General features: G+C 39.0%; 8 protein-coding genes and 8 pseudogenes. 6 read left to right on the forward strand and 10 right to left on the reverse strand.

Annotation, left to right across the window (positions count from 1 at the left end; translation table 11 throughout):
- Positions 1-10 precede the first annotated feature (10 nt).
- The 5 genes and pseudogenes from gltB to BTN50_RS11235 form a co-directional block, all read right to left on the reverse strand.
- The gene (gene gltB, locus BTN50_RS05525; protein ID WP_096619324.1) at positions 11-4477 is read right to left on the reverse strand and encodes a glutamate synthase large subunit; all 4467 of its coding nucleotides are present in this window, start codon (positions 4475-4477) and stop codon (positions 11-13) included.
- A gap of 866 nt (positions 4478-5343) precedes the next feature.
- Positions 5344-6250, reverse strand: a pseudogene (locus BTN50_RS05530) (IS5 family transposase).
- A gap of 50 nt (positions 6251-6300) precedes the next feature.
- Positions 6301-8754, reverse strand: coding sequence for a bifunctional aspartate kinase/homoserine dehydrogenase II (locus BTN50_RS05535; RefSeq protein WP_096619325.1), 2454 nt, complete (start codon positions 8752-8754; stop codon positions 6301-6303).
- A 193-nt stretch (positions 8755-8947) separates the two neighbouring features.
- A pseudogene (locus BTN50_RS11230) lies at positions 8948-9463 on the reverse strand (PLP-dependent transferase).
- 188 nt (positions 9464-9651) lie between these two features.
- Complete coding sequence (locus BTN50_RS11235; protein ID WP_235610965.1) at positions 9652-9846, reverse strand: PLP-dependent transferase; 195 nt, start codon at positions 9844-9846, stop codon at positions 9652-9654.
- Between the two features lie 204 nt (positions 9847-10050).
- Between BTN50_RS11235 and metJ the strand changes: the two are divergent.
- The 4 genes and pseudogenes from metJ to BTN50_RS05560 all read left to right on the forward strand — a co-directional run bounded on the left by metJ (position 10051) and on the right by BTN50_RS05560 (position 13640).
- Positions 10051-10359 (forward strand): annotated as a pseudogene (gene metJ / locus BTN50_RS05545) (met regulon transcriptional regulator MetJ).
- Positions 10360-10633: 274 nt separating this feature from the next.
- A pseudogene (locus BTN50_RS10450) lies at positions 10634-11499 on the forward strand (IS5 family transposase).
- Between the two features lie 196 nt (positions 11500-11695).
- Positions 11696-12295, forward strand: coding sequence for a 5'-deoxynucleotidase (gene yfbR / locus BTN50_RS05555; RefSeq protein WP_096619326.1), 600 nt, complete (start codon positions 11696-11698; stop codon positions 12293-12295).
- Positions 12285-13640, forward strand: a complete 1356-nt coding sequence (locus tag BTN50_RS05560; protein ID WP_096619327.1) for an anti-phage deoxyguanosine triphosphatase — start codon at positions 12285-12287, stop codon at positions 13638-13640. The genes yfbR and BTN50_RS05560 overlap by 11 nt, the downstream gene beginning before the upstream one ends.
- Before the next feature lie 178 nt (positions 13641-13818).
- Here BTN50_RS05560 and BTN50_RS05565 read toward each other — a convergent pair.
- From BTN50_RS05565 to BTN50_RS05580, 4 genes and pseudogenes are all read right to left on the reverse strand, one after another.
- Positions 13819-14655: pseudogene (locus BTN50_RS05565) on the reverse strand (IS5 family transposase).
- 602 nt (positions 14656-15257) lie between these two features.
- On the reverse strand, positions 15258-15689 hold the full coding sequence (gene ruvX / locus BTN50_RS05570) for a Holliday junction resolvase RuvX (protein WP_096619328.1): 432 nt from the start codon (positions 15687-15689) through the stop codon (positions 15258-15260).
- Between the two features lie 331 nt (positions 15690-16020).
- Positions 16021-16699: pseudogene (locus tag BTN50_RS05575) on the reverse strand (transposase).
- Positions 16700-17174: 475 nt separating this feature from the next.
- Positions 17175-18440, reverse strand: coding sequence for an inorganic phosphate transporter (locus BTN50_RS05580; RefSeq protein ID WP_096619329.1), 1266 nt, complete (start codon positions 18438-18440; stop codon positions 17175-17177).
- Positions 18441-18615: 175 nt separating this feature from the next.
- Between BTN50_RS05580 and BTN50_RS10455 the strand changes: the two are divergent.
- Positions 18616-19463 (forward strand): annotated as a pseudogene (locus tag BTN50_RS10455) (IS5 family transposase).
- 53 nt (positions 19464-19516) lie between these two features.
- Here the strand turns inward: BTN50_RS10455 and BTN50_RS05590 are convergent.
- On the reverse strand, positions 19517-20197 hold the full coding sequence (locus BTN50_RS05590; RefSeq protein ID WP_096619330.1) for a TIGR00153 family protein: 681 nt from the start codon (positions 20195-20197) through the stop codon (positions 19517-19519).
- A gap of 783 nt (positions 20198-20980) precedes the next feature.
- Here BTN50_RS05590 and BTN50_RS05595 point away from each other — a divergent pair.
- Positions 20981-21781: pseudogene (locus BTN50_RS05595) on the forward strand (IS5 family transposase).
- Position 21782 lies beyond the last annotated feature (1 nt).

The raw sequence follows: 21782 nt of genomic DNA on the forward strand, positions 1-21782 counted from the left end.
ATATTCTTCGTTATTGTGCCTGAATACGAAGTTCAGCTGCGCTTCGGCTTTGGTGATTGAGTAGAGAGTGAATGTCAGTTGCTTTTGGCTTAATTAGATAGAATCTATTGATCCATTGTGCAAAATCGGCAAGAATTTCCTGCGCACGGCTGGAACCCGTGAGCTTAAAATGTTGATCAATCATATCACGGAGATATTTTTGATGAGTTGTGAGCTCATTAAGCGAGAGTATTTCAACCAGTTCAGGATTAACGTGCCCCACAAAATCCCCTGTTTCGTTGAGTACATAGGCAAACCCCCCAGTCATACCGGCACCAAAGTTAACACCAGTATGCCCCAAAATTGCCACAACACCGGCTGTCATGTATTCACAAGCATTATCACCTGTGCCTTCAACAACGGTTAATGTGCCAGAGTTACGCACCGCAAAACGCTCACCTGCCATACCTGCTGCAAAGAGTTTTCCACCTGTTGCGCCATATAAGCAGGTATTACCAATAATGGTAGATTCATGAGAGTTAAAAGTGGATCCCACGGGAGGCTTAATGACAATTATACCGCCTGTCATACCTTTACCAACATAGTCATTAGCATCACCTATTAACGTGATATGTACTCCACCTGCATTCCATACACCCAAAGATTGTCCTGCAGTACCTTGTAGGTGAATATTGAGCGGTGTACTTGCCATACCTTGGTTGCCATATTGTTTAGCAATTTTTCCTGATAAATTGGCACCAATTGAACGGTCAGTATTTTTTACATTGAGATAAATGCTTGCTGGTTGTCGCTTTTCGATGGAATCAGTAAATGCCCTTAATAAGGCCTGATTCATCAGGGCCTTATCAAATGGTGGGTTCGGTTCACTGCAATATACGGTTTTATCTATACCTGACGTTGGTCTTACTAGAATACTACTCAAATCTAGTTTAAGTTGCTTTGCAGTAAAGCCTTCAGTTACATCCAATAGATCTGTTCTGCCGATAAGGTCTGTTAGCTTTTCTATGCCAAGTTGAGCCATTAGTTCACGTACTTCTTCGCAAAGACCTTTAAAAAAATTAATTACTTGTTCCGGTAGACCTTTGAAGCACTTTCGACGTAAAATGTCGTTTTGGGTTGCAACGCCCGTTGCACAGTTATTCAGGTGGCAAATACGTAGATATTTACAACCTAAAGCCACCATTGGTGCAGTACCAAAGCCAAAACTTTCTGCGCCCAGAATGCTGCCTTTAATGATGTCTAAACCTGTTTTCAAACCGCCATCCACTTGGAGTCTAATTCTGTGGCGAAGACCATTAGCAACTAAAGCCTGCTGGGTTTCAGCAAGGCCAAGTTCCCAAGGGCTTCCCGCATACTTTATTGATGTTAGTGGGCTTGCGCCTGTGCCGCCGTCACAACCTGAAATTGTAATGAGGTCTGCATAGGCTTTTGCTACGCCAACTGCGATTGTACCTACGCCTGACCCTGATGCCAGTTTGACTGAAATCAGAGCTTGCGGATTAACCTGTTTGAGATCAAAAATTAGCTGTGCTAAATCTTCAATCGAATAGATGTCATGGTGTGGCGGCGGTGAAACCAGTGTTACACCTTGTACTGAATAACGTAAACGTGCGATTTCTGCGGTAACTTTATGGCCTGGTAACTGACCACCTTCACCCGGTTTTGCACCTTGAGCCACCTTGATCTGCAACACATCAGCATTGGTCAGATAATGGGGTGTTACTCCGAACCGACCTGAAGCAATTTGTTTGATACGAGAGTTGCGTTCGGAATTGAATCGGCAAGGATCTTCACTACCTTCACCGGAGTTGGAGTTACCGCCAAGGCGATTCATTGCTATTGCTAATGCTTGGTGCGCTTCAGGACTCAGTGCGCCAATAGACATGGCTGCAGAATCAAAGCGTTTAAACAACTCACTCGCCGGTTCAACTTTGTCCAGCTTAATCGGTCTGTCAATGAACTTTAAGCTCATTAAATCACGAAGCATGGAAGCAGGGCGATTATTGACTGTTGCAGCGTATGCTTTGTAATCCATGACATCGCCGGATTTGACCGCTAACTGTAGGTTATTGACAACGTCTGGGTTGTAGGCATGATATTCGCCGCCATGGATATACTTGAACAATCCACCTGGTTCGAGAGGTTTGCGTTTATGCCATGCACTACGCGATAAGTTAACGAGATCTTGCTGGAAGTCATCAAAATCAGCACCCTGAATGCGGCTAACTACTCCTGTAAAGCATAGATCCACCACATTATTATTTAGGCCAATTGCTTCGAATAGCTGAGAGCAGCGGTATGAAGCGATAGTTGAAACACCCATTTTAGACATGATTTTGAACAATCCTTTGTGAATGCCATTGCGAAAATTCAGCAGTGCATCCGCCGTTGGTTTTGCAATGACATTACTTTCAACCATTTTGCTAATTGATTCATAAGCAAGGTATGGGTAAACTGCAGTTGCACCAAAACCAAGTAAAACGGCAAATTGGTGAGGGTCACGAGCTGATGCGGTTTCAATCACGATATTGGTATCACAACGTAAGTTAGCCGTAACCAATCGTTGTTGAACTGCACCTACCGCCATTGCAGCTGGAATAGGCAGTGTATTTTTTGCGATGCTTCGGTCTGATAGAATAATTAAAATAGTTCCGTCCTGAACAACGTGTTCAACCTGATTGCACATATCAAAAATAGCTTGTTTCAGGTCTGTTTTTTTTGGATTGAAATTTATATCAATGATGTTGTTGCGATAGTATGCGTTATCCAATTCAAGTAACTGAACCATATCGGAATACAGTAAGATGGGGCTACTGAAAGCAACACGGTGTGCATGATCCTCAGTTTCTGAGAACACGTTCTTTTCACGGCCAATGAAAGTCACCAATGACATCACATGGTTTTCACGTAAAGGATCAATGGGAGGATTCGTAACTTGAGCAAACTTTTGGCGGAAATAGTCAGCTATATTACGCGTTTTTGATGATAAAACAGCCATTGGCGTATCGTCACCCATTGAACCCGTGGCTTCTTGACCAATATCACTCAATACACGTAACACTTGATCAAGTTCTTCGCTAGAAACTCCGAAGAGCTTTTGATAAGTTTGCAGTTTATCATCATCAATGCTACGTTGGCTCACTCGCTGGGCGGGAGCTATCTCCTCAAAAGGTATCAAGCGAAAAACATTTTTATCAAGCCATGCTTTGTAGGGGTGACGATTTTTTAAATCGTGGTCAATGTCGGTAGAGTGCAAAATTTTTCCTTCGAAGGTGTCAATGACAAGCAATTCACCTGGGCCAACACGCCCTTTTTTAGTCACTTCATCAGGGGCGTAATTCCATATACCAACTTCAGATGCCAAGGTGATTAATTTATCTTTTGTCATAACATAGCGGGCAGGGCGCAAACCATTCCGGTCAAGGGTACATGCAGCATAGCGCCCGTCTGACATGACGATGCCGGCAGGACCATCCCACGGCTCCATGTGCATCGAGTTGAAATCATAAAAGGCTCGAAGATCATCATCCATATCTGGATGATTTTGCCATGCTGGCGGAATTAGCATGCGTATCGCGCGGAATAAATCCATGCCTCCGGCGAGGAATACTTCCAACATGTTATCGAGGCTCGAGCTATCAGAGCCGGTCTCATTTACAAAAGGAGAGGCTTCAGAAAGATCAGGTAATAATGGCGATTTAAATTTGTAAGCTCGTGCGCGCGCCCATTGACGGTTACCTTCTATGGTATTGATTTCGCCATTGTGTGCGAGATAACGGAATGGTTGTGCAAGTTGCCATCTGGGCATGGTATTTGTTGCGAACCGTTGGTGAAATAGACAGATAGATGATTCAAGACGAAGATCGGCAAGATCTAAGTAAAATTTTGGAAGATTTGCTGGCATACACAAACCTTTATAGACGATCGTACGGGTAGAAAGGCTTGCGACATAAAAGTCTTTATCGTCGTAAAGTATTTTTTCAGCGTGGCGTCGCGCAATATATAAACGGCGTTCTAAATCTCTAGCTCGCCATCCTGCGGGACCATTTATGAAGACCTGTTCAATGTTTGGTGCTGAGCTTAATGCGATTTTACCTAGTATGTCTAAATTTATTGGTACTTTACGCCAACCAACAATAGATAAGGTTTCAGCTTCTATCTCGCGTGTAAACACTTCCTTTGCATGCTGTGCTTTTTTAAGGTTATTGCTTAAAAAAAACATCCCAACACTGTAGAGCTTACTAAGTGTCCAATGGTTCTCTTTGGCAATAATGCGAAAGAACGTGTCAGGTTTTTGGAGTAATAAACCACAGCCATCACCGGTTTTACCGTCAGCATTTATTGCGCCGCGGTGAGTCATCCGGGTCAGTGCAAAAATAGCGGTTTGCACAAGCTTGTGGCTTGATTCACCTTTAGTATGAGCTATGAGACCAAAGCCACAGTTGCTTTTTTCCAGCATTGGATCATACAGCGACATTGTAATTCTTCCTTGCGACTGTTCGAGCAGTGATTGTAGTTCTTGAATGTCTTCCTTCCGTCATCTGCTAAATAAAATGGAACTTAGCATTCTTCATTCTAGCCTAGTACGTTAGCGATTAATTATCATTAGGTTAAATTTTTTTATTTATATTAAAATTGGCTTCGTTTCCTAATTTGAGCTCAGATAGTAAGTGGCTTTGTTTTTAGGCAATGAAACTAAATGCTCAATTTACGCTCTAAACAGCTAGGTTCATTTAAATACTCAGATATATGCATAAACTTGCTACACTACAATTAACTGCAAGCAGTATAATCAAGCTGCAATCAATCGTGGCTCACTAACATTGTGAATTTATGAAAAAAGTCATTTCACTATGGACTCAAATTAAGCAGGGTAATTATAGGAGACTTCGTTTATTTAGTGACGTAACCATTGCAATGCTATCATGATTAAACGCGTATTTTCAATACTATTGAGCGGTTTGCAAGGATTCATTAATTTTGCTTTTTAAATCTTTTCAACAGCTGTTATTACGCCCTCACTAGCTATGCATTAGCAAGCGAGCCAACATGGTTAACGTCGCGTTCAAAACGAAGACTAAAGGAAGCATCCAATACTTGTTTATTGATGCTATGGGGCTAAAAGCCTATGATGACAGCGAATAGTAAGTAAAAGATCATGGCATTAATGGAAAACATAAAGTTTAGCGTAAGCTACATATAGTGGTATTTAAAATGCGTATAAAATTATTGCAGTTGAGTTAAGTGTATAAGATATGCCGAATTATTCCAATCATTTCACCTGAAAGGAGGATTTTGTTTCTGAACTCTAGTTCAGATAGCCAATCCTATCATGATTAATCATTAAGTGATAATTTTTGTTTTAGGTATAATTAGCCCGATTAGCTTATTTAATACTTTTATTATGCGCAAATTTAACTAACCTGATCATTGTGATCTCTTAAGCTCAATTTTCCTCCTAGTAATTTTTTAACTTGAACTATTGCTGCCTTTGATAGGGAACGTTTCTGGTAACTATACTTCGTTTTTTAATGCTGATTGGGACCGTATAACTTCTGGTAACTAACCGCTAAATTGCGCGGATAACCTCGTCCTAAAAAGTTGCTTTTTTGGGTGGGATGAGTGGAATAGCTCGTTTAATGCGAGCGGTTCCTTAATATTCTTTGGTGTTGTAAGCACCATCGGCTCATATTGCACTGATTTTTCAACAGGTTTGTTTGAGCAAGTTAGGTAGCACTTCATCGTCCGTCAAATGTGATGCACTTAACTCAGCAGCAATGATTTCACGCATATTTATATCTACCGCTAAATGTAACTTGCGCCAGACTCACTGTTTTCCATCAGTACTATGCTGTTCAATTTTTTCACTATAGACTGTGAACCCAGTAAAATCAATGGCTAAGTACGGAATAGTTCTTTTATTCTTTTTCTTGAACGTGACGTTAACCGTTTTGGCTCGCTTGCTAATGCATGAATAGTGAGGGTATGACAATGGCAGTTGAGCAAAGTTGAAAATAAAATTAAGGAGTTTTTGCAGACCTTACAATGGCATTGAAAATACGCATTTAACCATGAGGACTGTCGTAATGAATAAGTCGCTAAATAAACTAAGTCTTTCATGATTGCCATGCTTTATTTGACTCCATAGCTGAATAGCTTTTTCATCCATCCAGAATGTTAGCTAGCCACCATTGATTAAAGCTTGATTATACTGTTTCCAGTTAGTTATTTTGTGGCGAAGATTCTTCATAGACCTGAATATTTGAGTGAGCCTAATTGTTTAGAGTATTGACTGAAAATTTAGTTTCTTGATTTAAGCAAAGACGCAATTTGGTTCACATCTAATAATAGGGTACCTGCAGTGGCGTTCTTATTAGCATCAGGTCCTCGAATAACCAATGGGTTTGCTTTGCACCAGTTACTTTCAATAACCAGAATATTGTCATATGGTAATGAATATGCTAACGGATGCTCCTTAGAAAGCATCTCTAAGCCTACACGTCCTTTACCATCTCTTGTTAATCTGGCGACATAGCGTAATACTCCATGTTCTTTCTTATTCTCTCTTAGCCACTCGTCAAGTATTTCATCAAGCTTAGAGCTTTGTTCAAAGAAAGTATCAAGTGATAGTGACATCAATACCTCTGGAACGAGCGACTGCACACAAATATGTTTGGGTTCCAATGTAAGTCCAAATTTTTGTGCAAGAATCACAAGCTGATGCATCACATCTGTGCCATTAAGAGCTTCACGTGGGTCAGATTCTGTTAATCCTTGTTGCCATGCTCGTTCAAGTAAGACACTAAACCTAATGTCACCGTTATATTGCTGAAATAAGCGAGACAAAGTGCTAGAAAAAATGCCTGATAATGCTAGAATGTGATCGTCACTTTCGCGCAGATGATGTACGGTGGTATTCACAGGTAACTCAGTGTCTACTGTGGCATTATACAACCAGTAGCGGCTCATCTTGGCAAATGCATCTTGGATAGCTCCGTAATCTGAACTGCTGGCAGATCTTGCTACCTTATTCGCTGACACTAAGTGAAATCCATGTTTCGCAAAATCAAAGTATTGTTTTGCCATGGGCGCGCTTGTAGTGACATCTAATACGATAACATCATTGTACGGGTGATTAAGTAACCGATAAATCCATTCTGCACCTCTATAAATAATTGAATGCTTGAGGAATTCATCCATGGCTGTTTTGGGGTCAATACCATTAAAATCTAACCATTGATTATCACTGTCTAATACTGAAATCAGCTCAAAATTCATACTATGGCATTTTTCCATCGCATCTTTTTGCTCAGCAAATAAACTCAACCAGTGGCACCCAATATTTCCTTTACCTAGCAGAACCAGACCAATACGGCGCTGTACCTGAAACAAAGCTCGGTGAATACCTGCCACAAGTACGTTCGTATCTGCTGTGCGCAGCAATGCCGCAATGCTTAAGCCATCTTTTGACTCACAAATAAATTCAATAGGTTGCTGACGAAGTTGCTGGTCAAAACCATGACAATGTTTAGAATTTCCTGTGACACCAGCGCCCACAGCAGCAATAAGACAATATCCCTTTCGTAAATGCATCTCGGCTGGAATACCTGTATTTTGCAGTTGTTCCAACACACTATTTACGATTTCAGCGGTATAGGCCAATTGAATACAATGTTGCTCTTTACTTGATGATGTTGCCAATGGCTGAAGTTGATTACGTGTTAATAGACGCTCAATATCTAAATATACCGTATTAAAATCATGTGAACGAGGAATGTCTAATTGTAATATACATACATCATTAAGTGAGGTAATGATTTTTGCGCCACAGCCAGCAGTAAGCACACGTTCAATACGCGTTGAACCTGATTCTGCATCGTAACTACAACGCAAATTAAGATTAATGCAACTTTGGGCGACAGGTTGTAACGTTCTTGTGTGCAGCACTGGCGCAGCCAGACGTGCAAGTTCTGTTGCTTCATCAAGGCGAAGTAGTGGAAGTAAGCAAGCATCGCTCACGATACGAGGATCTGCACTATACACGCCCGCAACATCACTCCAAATGGTTACGCAATTTACTTCTGCTAACGCGGCAATAACGGTGGCCGAATAATCTGATCCATTGCGCCCAAGCAATACTGTTTCTCCAACATGGTTCTGAGCCATAAAACCGGTGATCACAATGCGACAATGCTTATGCTGAATTAACTGCTCATTTAACAATGGCCACGAGCTCTCATGATCAACTTCAGGTTGCACTGCGCGCTCTGCGCGTAAAAATGAACGAGAATCTATTATAATTGCGGGTAAATCCATCTGGATGAGTAGTGCAGACAAAAGGCGCGCAGACCATACTTCGCCAAAACCTTGTGCCCAAGCATATTCGGCATCTGTGAATCCTGCTTCGGCTGCTAGCGCTAGCGCACTAAAATCTTGATACAGTGCATCCACCAGCGCCTGTTTTTTTTCGCCAGCAATGAGGTTTTCAATTAAGTCTTGCTGGTATTTACGCAGGCCCTGAATACTATCATTCGCCAAGCAACTGTCTTCGTTGAACAACATTAACCATTCAATTAAGGCATTAGTGGTTTTACCTGCTGCAGAGACTACTACTAAATCGTTTTCTCCACCGTATTGCTTAAGAATATGAGCAACGCGCCGAAAACAAGCAGGATCGGCAAGGCTACTACCACCAAATTTATGTAACTGGCGGGACAGCGAATGCTGTGGAGATGCAATTTCTACCGCGCTCATCACAGACTCTCTCTTACTGTGTCAAATGCATGTGCCAGATTAGCGACCAAGTCGTTATGATCCTCTAAATCAATAGATAAGTGTAATAGGGTCTCGGCAATACTAACCTTCGCTTGTGTTTCATTAGGCATGTATTGGTGCATTATCGAATCAGGATGAGTCACCTAACTTGTACGCCATTTCGGGCGGAACTTCATATGCCATCAAAACCTGCTGGCTGCTTTTTTGCAAATTTATAATCATGATTATTTGGTAGCGTCGAATGGTATATAATCAGTATCAAGGCTTTACTTCTTAGATGCGCCAATACTATGGCACTATTTGCTTCATGTTGACACATTCTAGCATTTAGTGCTCGCAATCCACGCGGCGTTAGATAGTTATCGAAGGCACTACCGGTGGTACCTATAAGATTACTCCGTCATATACAGTCATTAGACAAAGCTTGGTCTTTTGCGACCACCACACCATTAGTGGCATCGGAATGTCCGTCGATGAATATTGTAGTGAAGTGCATCACAAAATCTGCGCTTAAATGCAGCGGTTTCTGCATAAAAGAAAACAGAAAAGTATTATTCATGCTTATCCAAGCATCTATATTATGTACTGTTTTAAAGACATATATGATATTATTGGCATGCAAAAGTGGATTTAATTGTGTTTCAATCCAGAATAACCTCAAATTTTTTGCAAAAATAGCCGTTAACATTTTTTCATCAAATTAATTAATAAACGCAAACTGCAAAATATTTTTTCTTTACTCGTGAAGCAAACAAGCAGTATGTACCGTTATGATAATTATATCTTGCAAAAATTAAATCATAAGGACTGAGCAATGAAAGTACTAAGTTTATGGTTGACCTGCCGTAATTTGTCACTACAGGATTAGCTAGGTTTCTAGATCATGTCATAGTGTGTCCAGTTTGTTTGTGTTGGGTTGTTGTCATGTGTATAGTCATAGGTAAGCACTTCATCAAATTCAGGGAATTCATAGTTAGTGGAGGGATGAATGGCAGGCACTACGGCCTGGTGTTGTGAGTTTCTGGTGATATCAGCGCGTACAGCTATGGTAGTTGATTTTTTGTCGTTCATAGAAGCCTCCCTGTAATAATGTATGCAGAATATATTCAGATTATCTTCAACCTTAACGACTCATAAATAGGCCGTCAATGCCTCTAGACGTCGATATGCCGAGGCATATCGACGTAAATATTACTAAAAATGTATTTTACCGAACCTAGCCAAAATTTTCAAAGTTAACAACATTAATAATTAAGATTACTTAGAAGATGGAAAATGGTAGACTGGAATGGTAACTATATTAACCTGTACGCCGTACATGGTGAAAAAAGAGTAAGTAAAGAAAATTACTGTCTCTATATCATTGAAAATCAGTAAAATTTTGATGGACGACGTATTCGTTATTAAGTAACTAATCTGCGTCATGCCACCAACAGTGAACTGCTATATGAAGTATTTCTGCATGCTTATACCGGTCAACCATTGCCCACGGATGATGATCTTCGCAAGAATCAAAGTAATATCTTGCCTACAGTAATAGAATGCATTATGAAAAAACTAAGTAGCACTCTTGATGAAAAATAAGATTAATTTCATTAAAAATAAAAATAAAATCAGCTGATTATGAAATGCTCTCCAATAGTTGGTAATCAATTACCGGTTTTTTATGTTCCACATATAATTGAGGATTAACGTTCACTATTGGATTGTTTAACAACACTTTGATGAGTTTGTTTCCTAAATCAAGAAACTAAATTCTTACTTTATGCTCTAAATAGCTAGTTTCACTTCAGTATTTAGGGCTATGGGTAAGCGTCGCCACAAAACAACCGACTGGAAGTAGTGTAATCAAGCTGTAATTAATCGCGGTTCACTAACATTATGGATTTATGAAAAAGCTATTCACTATGGAATAAAACTAAGCAGAGGAATTATGGGAGGCCTCGTTTATTTAGTGGCTTAGCCATTACGACGACTCTTATGGTCTAATGAGTGTTTTCAATGCCGTTGAAAAGTTTGCAATAATTCATTAATTCTATTTTCAAGCTTTCTCAACTGTTGTTGTGACGTCCTCATTATTCATGCATTAGCCAGCTAACCAAAACGGTTAATGCCGCGTTCAAAACTAAGACTCAAGGAACCATCCCGTACTTACCCCATTGATTCCACGGGCTAAAAGTCTACAGCGACAGTGAATGGCAAGTGAAAAATCATGGACTGAGGGGGGAACTACGAGTCTGTCGCAGTGATATTTAATGATAGATATAAATACGTTTGAAATCATTGCTGCTGAGTTAAGTGCATCAAAGGTGACTGGCGGTGCAGTGCTACTTAATTGACTCAAACAGACCCGCCGAAGAATTAATAAAATATCCGACGATGGATCTTACGACACTTGATAATATTGCGAAACCTTTCGTATTAAACGAGCGGTTCTACTGATCCCACCAAGAACAGGAGCAACTTTTGGAAACGAGGTCATCCGCGTAATTTAGCGGTTAATTACCAGAATTGATACGGTTCCAACTAGCATTAAAAACGAGATATGGTCACCATAAACGTTCCCTATCAGAGGTGATAATGTTTAGAGTCAAAAAACTCCTGGAAGGGACATTGCGCTCAAAAAATCATAATATTTAATTTAGCAAAATTTACAGTATAATAAAAGCGTTATATAAGCTTACCGGGCGAGGTATGTCTAAAACAAAAGCAATTATTTTATAGTGAATTATGTTGAGATTTGTTATCTGAACGCGAATGAGGAAACAAAGCTTATTTAAGTCTATAATTGCAATATCTTTCGTCAGTGAGTTTCTTTATCTTCAATTTACAATCAAATTTTATTGGCTAAGACCTTGTGGTATCGGTGATGTAACAACAAAATGGTATTAAAAAATATTTTACTGAGGCTAAGAATGTTATGAATCAGAAGACAAGCCATTTTTTTGCTCATCTCGCAAGGATGAAACTTATCTATCGTTGGCCACTTATGCGTAATGTTGTTAATGAAAATATTTCAGAGCACAGTTTGCAAGTAGCTTTTGTGGCTCACGCACTAGCATTGATAGGAAATAAAAAATTTAACGCTAACATTATACCGGAGCGGGTGGCTCTGCTTGCTATGTTCCATGATTGCAGTGAAGTACTCACTGGTGATTTACCTACCCCCATTAAATACTTCAATCCGGCGATTGCTGATGAATATAAAAAAATAGAGCGTATTGCGGAAGCCAAATTGGTGTCTATGTTGCCTGAAGAGTTTAGAGATGATTATCGACTACTCATTGATAGTAAAATTATTGATAAAGACTATTATCAAATAGTAAAACAAGCAGATGCAATTTGTGCTTATTTCAAATGTCTAGAAGAATTATCTGCGGGTAATCATGAGTTTAAACAAGCAAAACGCCGTCTTGAAAAAACGATGAGAGACCGCCGGAGTGCTGCCTCTGAATATTTTATGACAACGTTTGCAAGCAGCTTTATGCTGAGTCTTGATGAGATGAATGATGAGCAGTGAACCTTTGTCTTTAGCATGGGAAGACCGTTCAGCGTTTGAAAATAAGCAAAGAAAACATGATAAGCGTACGGTGTTCCAGCGAGACCGAGCTCGTATTCTGCATTCTGCGGCATTTAGACGGTTGCAAGCTAAGACTCAGGTGCTTGGTGCGGAACACAGCGAGTTTTATCGCACTCGATTAACGCATTCATTAGAAGTGTCTCAAATAGGTACGGGTATTCTTGCTCAGTTAAAAGATAAACAACCTGAATTTCGTCACATTCTTCCTCCGACTAGCTTAATGGAAAGCTTGTGTTTGGCGCATGATATCGGCCATCCTCCGTATGGACATGGTGGCGAAATCGCGTTGAATTATCTCATGCGTAATGAGGATGGTTTTGAAGGCAATGCGCAGACTTTTCGTATTGTGAGTTTGTTAGAACCGTATACTGAGTTTTACGGCATGAATTTGACACGAAGAACGTTGCTTGGATTATTGAAATATCCTGCGTTTCTTAGAGATACTTGCCGATTAAAACTGCCGCCAGCAGTGACATCATTTAGGCACTTGAAAGCCGCTGAATGGTACCCAGCAAAAGGTATTTATCATGATGATAGTGATAGATTTGATTGGGTGTTGAGTGGTATGTCTGCAACAGATGCTGTTTTATTTACAAGACTAAAGCGTTTACCTAATGAAGTTCACCATGGAAAAACAACGTTTAAGTCATTAGATTGTTCGATCATGGAATTGGCCGATGAAATAGCTTATGGAGTTCATGATTTAGAAGATGCAATTGTGATGGGTATTGTTCAACGTGAGCAATGGCAAGAAGCCGTTGCCAGTAAATTAATAGAGTGTGGAGATCCATGGCTTGAAGCCAACATAAGCAATTTAAGTGAGCAGATGTTTGGTCCTCACTACAAGCGTAAAGATGCGATAGGTGCATTGGTGAATACATTGTTAACATCTATTGCGATTGAACCCTCAGTCCAAGATAATATGAATACTTTTAATGATCCATTACTTCAATGGAATGCGTCCATGACGGATGTTATGCATCATGTCTTGTCCGTTCTCAAAGCATTTGTCAGTAAGTACGTAGTACACAGTTCTGAGATACAAATTATTGAATATAAAGGGCAGCAGCTTGTTATGGGATTATTTGATGCGTTTGATGCAGATCCAAAGCGTTTGTTACCAGTTACAATCCGTGATCTTTGGTTACGAAAAGTGGCAGAAGGGAGGAGTGGTCGTCGCGTTATTGCCGACTATATCTCCGCAATGACGGATGGATATGCACAACGATTGCATGCAACAATGTTTACGGCTGATAGTCAAGGAACAATGTATCATATTAGATAAGGTAGAGCAAAAGGTGAGTGAGTGTAAAACTTAGAGTTTAGTAAGCGTAAAGCAGCAAAATGAACACGTACTCAAAGATTATTGCTAAATAACACTGTCACTGAATTTCACATCGTGAGTTTATTATGGCTTTGTTCCCTAATTCAAGTTCAGATAGCAAATCCCAGCATGATTACGATTAAACAGTCGCTTTTGCTTTAGGTATGCCTAGTCCGGTTAGCGCATTTAACGTTTTTGTCATGGTACAAGTTTGGCTAATCTTAGCATTGTGATCTCTTAAGTTCCATGTTACTCTTAGTAGTTTTTTGATTCAAAACATTAGTCGTTTTTGATAGGGAGTGTTTATGGTAACCATATCTTGCTTTCCAATGCTGATTAAAACCGTTCGTTTAATGCGAACGGTTTCGAAATATTGTCTGGTGTCGTGTCGTTAGCACCATCGGTTCATGTTTCATGGATTTTTCAGCGGGTCTGCTTGAGCAAGTTAAGTAGTACTGCACTGTCAGTTACATTTAGTGCATTTAGCTCAGTAGCAATGATTTCATACGTATTTATATTTACCGCTAAATGTAACTTGTGGCAGACTCGCTGTTTCCCATTAGTATCATGTTTTTTTACTTTTTATTCGCCTTCACCGTAGACTTTGAGCTCCGTGGGCTCAATGGCTAAGTGCTGGACGCTTCCTTTATTCTTCGTCTTGAACGTGACGCTAACCGTTTTGGCGTGCTTGCTAATGCATGAATAGTAAGGGTATGACAATGTTAGTTAAGAAGTTTGAAAAGAGAATTAATGAATCCTTGCAGACCTTCCAATGGCATTGAAAATACGCATTTAACCATGAGGGCTGTCGTAATGACTAAGTCGTTAAATAAACGAGATCTTTCATGATGATTCTGCTTAGTTTAATTTCATAGCTGAATGGCTTCTTTATGAATCCAGAATGTTAGTAAGGCTGATTGATTAAAGCTTGATGATACTGCTTCCAGTTAGTTGTTTTGTGACGAAGATTATTTATAGACCTTAATATTTAAGTAAGCCTAACTGTTTAGAGTGTTGATTGAAAATTTAGTTCCTTGATTTAGGCAATAAAGCAGGTTGCTATAAACGTTCCCTAGCAGAGACAGCAATGGTTCAAATCAAAAAAATTATTGGGACTGACATTGAGCATAAGGAATCACAAAACTTAGATTAGTGAAACCTTCGCCATGGTAAAAGTGTTAAATACGCTGACTGGGCTAGGTATGCCTAACACGTAAACGGTTATTTCATAGTGGATCATGTTGGAACTTGGTCTCTGAACTCGAATTAGAAAACCAAGCCGTTTGATCGTGAAAATAGTTGTAGTGACTAAATCGCTAAATAAACGAAGTCTCCCACTATTATTCGGTTTAGTTTAATTCTATAGCTGTATTGCTTCTTCATCAACTCAGAATGTTAGCGAGTCACGATTGCTTAAAGCTTGATGAGACTGCTGCCGGTTGGTTATTTTGTAGTGAAGCTGATTCATAGACCTAAATGTTGAGAGCACAGATTAATAATTAAGTTCCCTCATTTAGGAAACAAAGGTCCTATGGAAGTAAGATTTTCTGTGGACCGTTTTTTAATAAAAATGCGGTGTTATTTATAGCATTGTTTTTCAAACCAGCTTGTGACAATGATGACTGCTGATTGACAGTCTATTTCTCCTTTTTTAAGTGCGCGGTAATTTCTGTGCGCAAACAATAACGAACGTGCTTCTGTAGTTGTGAATCGCTCATCATGCAGTTCGACGGTAATGTAAAAGCGACCTTTAAGACGGTTTGCGAATTTACGAACGCGAGGTGTAATTACATCGAGCTCACCTCCATATAAATCAAGTGGCAAACCAACGACTACGAGGTCTGGCTTCCACTCTTTTAATAGCACCTCAATAGCATCCCAACTAGGAATGCCGCATTTGGCCTTCAGAGCTTTTAGTGGGCGTGCTGTCCTCGTGATGATTTGTCCAATTGCGACGCCTATGTTTTTGGTACCGTAGTCAAAACCCATTACGCTTTGAATATAGTCCATTACTGTTTTTCCACGCGTATCCGTTATCTGGCGAGAGGTTTAATATATTGATACCACGTTGGCTCAACGCTTTTTTTCACGCTCACTGATTGATGTATCCAAAATAATTTTTGGATCTGATGTAATAGTTAGCCGATTGTTTCTTGTCCGCTCTTACCTCCATTCACCCGCATCTCAACTAGTATAGTTCAAAACTATGATAAATTAATTGGGTTTATTTTTTTGCTTAAAGTACTTAAAATATCTTTTAAAATTATTACGGTCAAGTAGTTAGAAAGGGACTTTATCTCCTAACTTGAGTTCAGATAGTAAATTTTAACATGATTCATCATTAGAGAATTGCTTTTATTTTAGACATGCCTAGCTTTGTCAGCGTATTTAATGTTTTTATCATGGCGTATTTTTCGCTAATCTGACCATTGTGATCTCTTAAGCTCAATGTTCCTCCAAGGAGTTTTTTTGACTCGAACCATTGTCGTCTCTGATAGGGAATATTTATGGTGGCTATACTTCATCTTTTAATTTTTATTTGAACCGTATAATTTCTGGCAACTGACAGCTAAATTACGTGAATAACCTCGTTTTCAAAATGTTGCTTCTTTTCTTGGTGGGATGAGTGAAATCACTCGCTTAATACAAACAGTTGCGTAACATTATTTGGTGCCGTAAGCGCCATTGGCTGATATTTCATTGGTTTTTCAACGGGTCTGTTTGAGCAAGTTAGGTAGCATTACACTGTCAGTCACATTTGATGCATTTAGCTTAGCAGTAATGATTTCATGCGTATTTATATTTACGGCTGAATATCACTTATGCCCGATTCACTGTTTCCCATCAGTGTTATGCTTTTTTACTTTTTATTCCCCTTCATCGTAAACTTTGAGCCTTATAGAATTCATGGCCAAGAGCTGAATGGCTTCTTTATCAGTCCAGAATGTTAGTAAGTTACGATTGATTAAAGCTTGATTACACTGCTTCCAGTTAGTTGTTTTGCAGTTAAACTTGTTCATAAACCTGAATATTTAAGTGCTTCTAGCTATTAAAAGTCTCGATTAAAAATTTAGTTTCATGATTTTAAAAACAAAGCCGGTTACCATAAATGATCTTTACCAAAAATGGCAATGTTTTTAGTCAAAACATTACTCCGAGGAGCGTTGAATTTAAGGAATTCTAATGCTTAAATTGAATAAATTTACGCAATGATAAAAATATTAAAGAAGCTGACAGGGCTAGATGTGCCTAAAATGAAGGCGATCGTTTAATAGTTACTCATGTAAAGATTTGCTATCTGAATTCAAATAGGAAACGAAGCCTTCACGACAGCCAATTACATGAATAATGGTTTTCCCAAGCAACTGAATAAATTACTTTTTTATGTGATAACACATTTTATTATTAATTTGATCATGTTGATCAAAGAGACTTTCGCGACTCTGAGTTGCTAATGCATTAAGCATCTTCAATAATTACGAGTATATGCGCTTATTATACACTGAAGATTGCTTGCATCATGTAGAAAAACACAACGGCTAACAACGCGCCTGCAGGTAAGGTAATAATCCACGAAACAACAATGTTTCGCACAATACTAAGGTTCAATGCACCAATACCACGTGCAAAGCCAACACCCAAAATCGCACCCACTAACGTTTGAGTGGTTGAGATTGGCAAGCCAGTGCCTGATGCTAATACTACGGTAGACGCTGTTGCTAGCTGTGCTGCAAAACCACGGCTAGGTGTGAGTTCTGTGATACCAGTACCTACAGTAGCCATTACTTTGTGACCCAGTGTTGCAAGACCTACAACAATACCGATACCACCTAATGGCAGAATCCACCATGCAATGTATGTTGTTTCGGTGATAGCACCCAAGTTGTCAACGGTTGATACAATAGCAGACAGTGGACCGATCGCATTCGCAACGTCATTTGAACCATGTGCAAATGCCATGGCACATGCTGTAACAACCATTAATAAGCTAAATACACGTTCTACACTTCCGTAGCCATTCGTAGATTCTACGTTAACCGCATACTTGCGGTTAATATAGACATAACCAAACAGCATGACAAATGCAGAAATGGTAACAGATACCAATACGGCTTCGTTAGTTGTCAAATGTATACTTATGTGTTTTAGTCCTTTTTGAATGGTGACCATTACGATGACAAGTGTAGCTAGGAACATATAAACAGGCACGAAACGCTTCGCATTAACCAACGGATTGTCCGTGTCAAAGATAAGGCGCTGAGCACTTATAAAAATGACATAGGAAGAGATACCAGAGATCAATGGTGTGATAATCCAACTTCCTAGAATGCCTTGCACTGATGTCCAGTCAACCGCTTCTACACCGACAGATACACAAGCAAAACCAATGATTGCACCAATGATGGAATGAGTGGTTGATACAGGCCAACCAAAAAATGATGCTAATAGTAACCAAGTGCCTGCTGCAAGCAGCGCTGACATCATACCGTAAATAAGTACTTCAGGTTGCTGTGAATATAGCGAGGATTCAATGACTCCATTTCGGATGGTGTCAGTGACTTCACCACCAGCTAAATATGCGCCAGCGAATTCAAAAATCATTGCAATGATAATGGCTTGTTTCACCGTTAGTGCTTTAGATCCTACTGACGTCCCCATTGCATTAGCGACGTCATTTGCACCAATGCCAATTGCCATCATGAAACCAAAAGTCGCGGCTACCATAGTGATGATAGTGTAGTAATTCGTCAGGATTTCCATTATTATACCTTATTATTCATCAGTTGATCGTTGCATTCCGAACGACTTCATTTCTTAGATAAGGGAATTAAATTATCAGTCTACGCTCTAAACATCTAGGTTCACGTAAATATTTAGGTCTATGAATAAATTTCGCTACAAAACAACTAGCTGGAAAAAGTATACTTAAGCTTTTATTAATTGTGGTTCATTAACATTCTGGCTTGATAAAGTAACCATTTAATTCTGAAATGAAACTGGGCAGGATAATCATGGGTGATCTCGTTTACTTAGCAACTTAACTATTACAACTGCTTTTTATGGTTAAATGAGTATTTTTTATGCGTTTGATCTGTCTGTAAGAACTTATTAATTCTATTTTTAAATTTGCTTAACTACCGTTGTCATGCTCTCATTATTCATGCATTGGCAAGTAAGTTATAATGGTTAGTATAGCGTTCCAGACTAAGCCTAAAGGGGATATCTAGCGTTTAGCCATTGATTCTATGGGGCTTCAGGTCTACGATGAAGGTAAATGGGAAGTAATAAAAGATGACACTGACGGAAAATATCTAGTCTGGCGTAAATTATATTTAGTGACAGATATAAATATGATAAAATTATTTCCGCGGAGTTAAGTGTATCGCATGTAACTAGCAGTGAAATATTACCTGATTTGCTCAAATATGCCGCTTAAGAACCAGTGAAATATCAGGTGATGGTGCTTACGACATAAAATCGTTCAGGTTAAATGCGCTGTTCTACTTATCCACAAAGAAAAGGAGTAACTTTTGGGGAACAAAATTATTTGCGTAATTTTGCGGTTAGTGTCCAACAGTTATACGGTTCAAATCAGCATGGGAAACTAGGTACGGTTACTATAAAAGTTCCTTATTAAAACGTCGATGTGTCGAGTTAAAAAATTATTTGGAGGAATATTGAACCTAAGGGATTATAATGCCCATATGGGGGGGTTAAGTCATAATAAAAGCGCTAAATAAGCTGTTAGGACTATATACGCCTAAAATGAAAGCGAGCGTTTAAGAGTCGATTATGTTGGGATTTGCTGTCGGAACTTTAGTCAGGAAATAAAGCCACTATGAACGCGCAAGCATAAGTTCTAAACGTGAGCCGACACGTTGTGCTTGGTCCGCAATCCCACCAATCCATTCAAAGATTTGATACAGAAACATGACGTCAACTGGGTTGTATTGGTGTTCAATGGACATCAATTTTTGGCGAAGTTGGATTTGCATCAAATCTGTATCATCTTCGATAGTATCTAATTGGTTAATCATCTCTTCGACTAGGACAACTTCGCGTCCTCTAAAGCCTGTCTGAAGTAATTCATCCAGCTCGTTTATAACACGACGTGCTTGATCAGCAGCATCGAGGCATCTTTTTACATATGCAACAAAATCAATGTCAATAGGAACTGGCATCTGTAGTCGACGACCAATAACACGGCCTGAGATGTCTTGAGCAAGGTTGGCGAGTTTGTCTTGTTGAGTAACTAAGTTCAGCATATCTGTGCGGTCTACAGGAAGGAAAAGACCACGAGGAAGTTTGAGGCGAATTTCACGTTTAAGGATATCCGCTTTTTTTTCAAGGTTGGAGATTTGCTGACGATATTCTGCTGCTTTGCTCCAATCCCCACCCTCACAGGCATCAAAAAAAGGTATTAGCAGTGAGCAACATTCGCTCACGCGACTCATGTGCGTTTGCAAAGGTTTTAATGGGCTCTTTGCAAATAGCCCCATAATTGTATTGACTTGCATAGTAGTATTTGCCTAAAAGAGCCTTCGTGAAGGCTAAATATTACACGATTATTTATTACGTGACGAATCTTAGCGCAATCACCATTATAATGAAACGGATTAAGATCAAGGAAGATTTTTGTTCATCTAAGCCATTACTCATATCCTTACTCTGCCATGGATTATAGGTCTCTTAATGAAGACTGAAGTAGAGATAAAATTTTTTGGTTCCTCTGATTTTTTTTACACCAAATTTGCAGATAAAGTTACTGATTTAAAAAGCGTTGCAGTAATGCCAGCGAAACCTCATCTTTCTTCCTGCTCCAATATGATATAGATCTTTTAGTACTATGTTATGGTGACATTTATGTGGGTCATGTGTTCAATTAGTTGATTGTTATTTATAGGTAGTACTCACATTCAATGAATATACTAATGCATGGCCATATATTTTAACCAATTTTAAATATCCGATCATTTGTCTATTGAGTCGTTTCAAGCAAATGCAGAGAATCAAATGCTTCCTTTTATGTGTTACGTATAAAGCTTGTCGACAATGTGTTTATTTTTGAAAAATATTTTATAAATTATGTTCGTTTGAATACCACATTGTAATTTTTGAATATGGATAAACGATTAATAAATACATTCAATGTTTTTCTGTCTACAGTTGGCTTTGTTTCTTACGTAAAGGAACTAAATTATTAAGCTATGCTCTAAACAGTTGGGTTCACTTCAATCTTTAAGTCTATGGACAAGTTTTACTACAAAGCAACCAACGGGAAATAGTATAATCAAGTTTTAATGAATTGTGGTTCACTAAAATTTCAGTTATGGAATCAAGCTAAGCATGGTAATTGTAAGAGACCTCGTTTATTTAGCACTTAGCTATTACGACGGACCTCATGGTTAAATGCGTATTTTCAATGCCATTGAAAGATTTTCAAGGATTGATTAATTCTGTTTTTTAACTTGCTCAACTGTCATTATCATGCCTTCACTATTCATGCATTAACAAGTGAGCCCAAACGGTTAACATCACGTTCAAAACGAAGAATAAAGAAAGCATCCAGTACTTAGCTATTGATTTTACGGGGCTAAACGTCTACGGTGAAGAAAAATGGAAATTTAAAAAGAATGGTACTGCTGGAAAATGGCGAGTCTGAGGCAAGTTACATTTAGCGATAGATATAAATGTGTATGAAATCATTGCTGCTGAGTTAAGTGCATTAAATGTGGCTGATGGTGACGTGTCACTTAGTTTACTCAAACGGACTTTCTGAAAAATCAATGAAATATCAGCCACTGGTGCTTACGACACCAAAATGTTACGAAACCGTACGTATTAAACGAGCGGTTTCACTCATATCGCCAAGAAAAGGAGCAATTTTTGGGGAACAAGATTATCCGTGTGATTTAGCGGTTAGTTACCTGAAGTTATATGGTTCCAATCAGCACTAAAAAACGAGATATTATTACCAAAAAGGTTATTTATCAGAGGCAACAGTGTTTTAAGTCAAGAAACTACTTGGAGGGACATTGAGCTTAAGAGATCAAAATATTCAAAGTAACGAAATTTACACCATGATAAAAGCGATTATTTAAT

Source organism: Candidatus Enterovibrio altilux (assembly GCF_002381345.1).
Classification (GTDB): Bacteria; Pseudomonadota; Gammaproteobacteria; order Enterobacterales; family Vibrionaceae; genus Enterovibrio; species Enterovibrio altilux.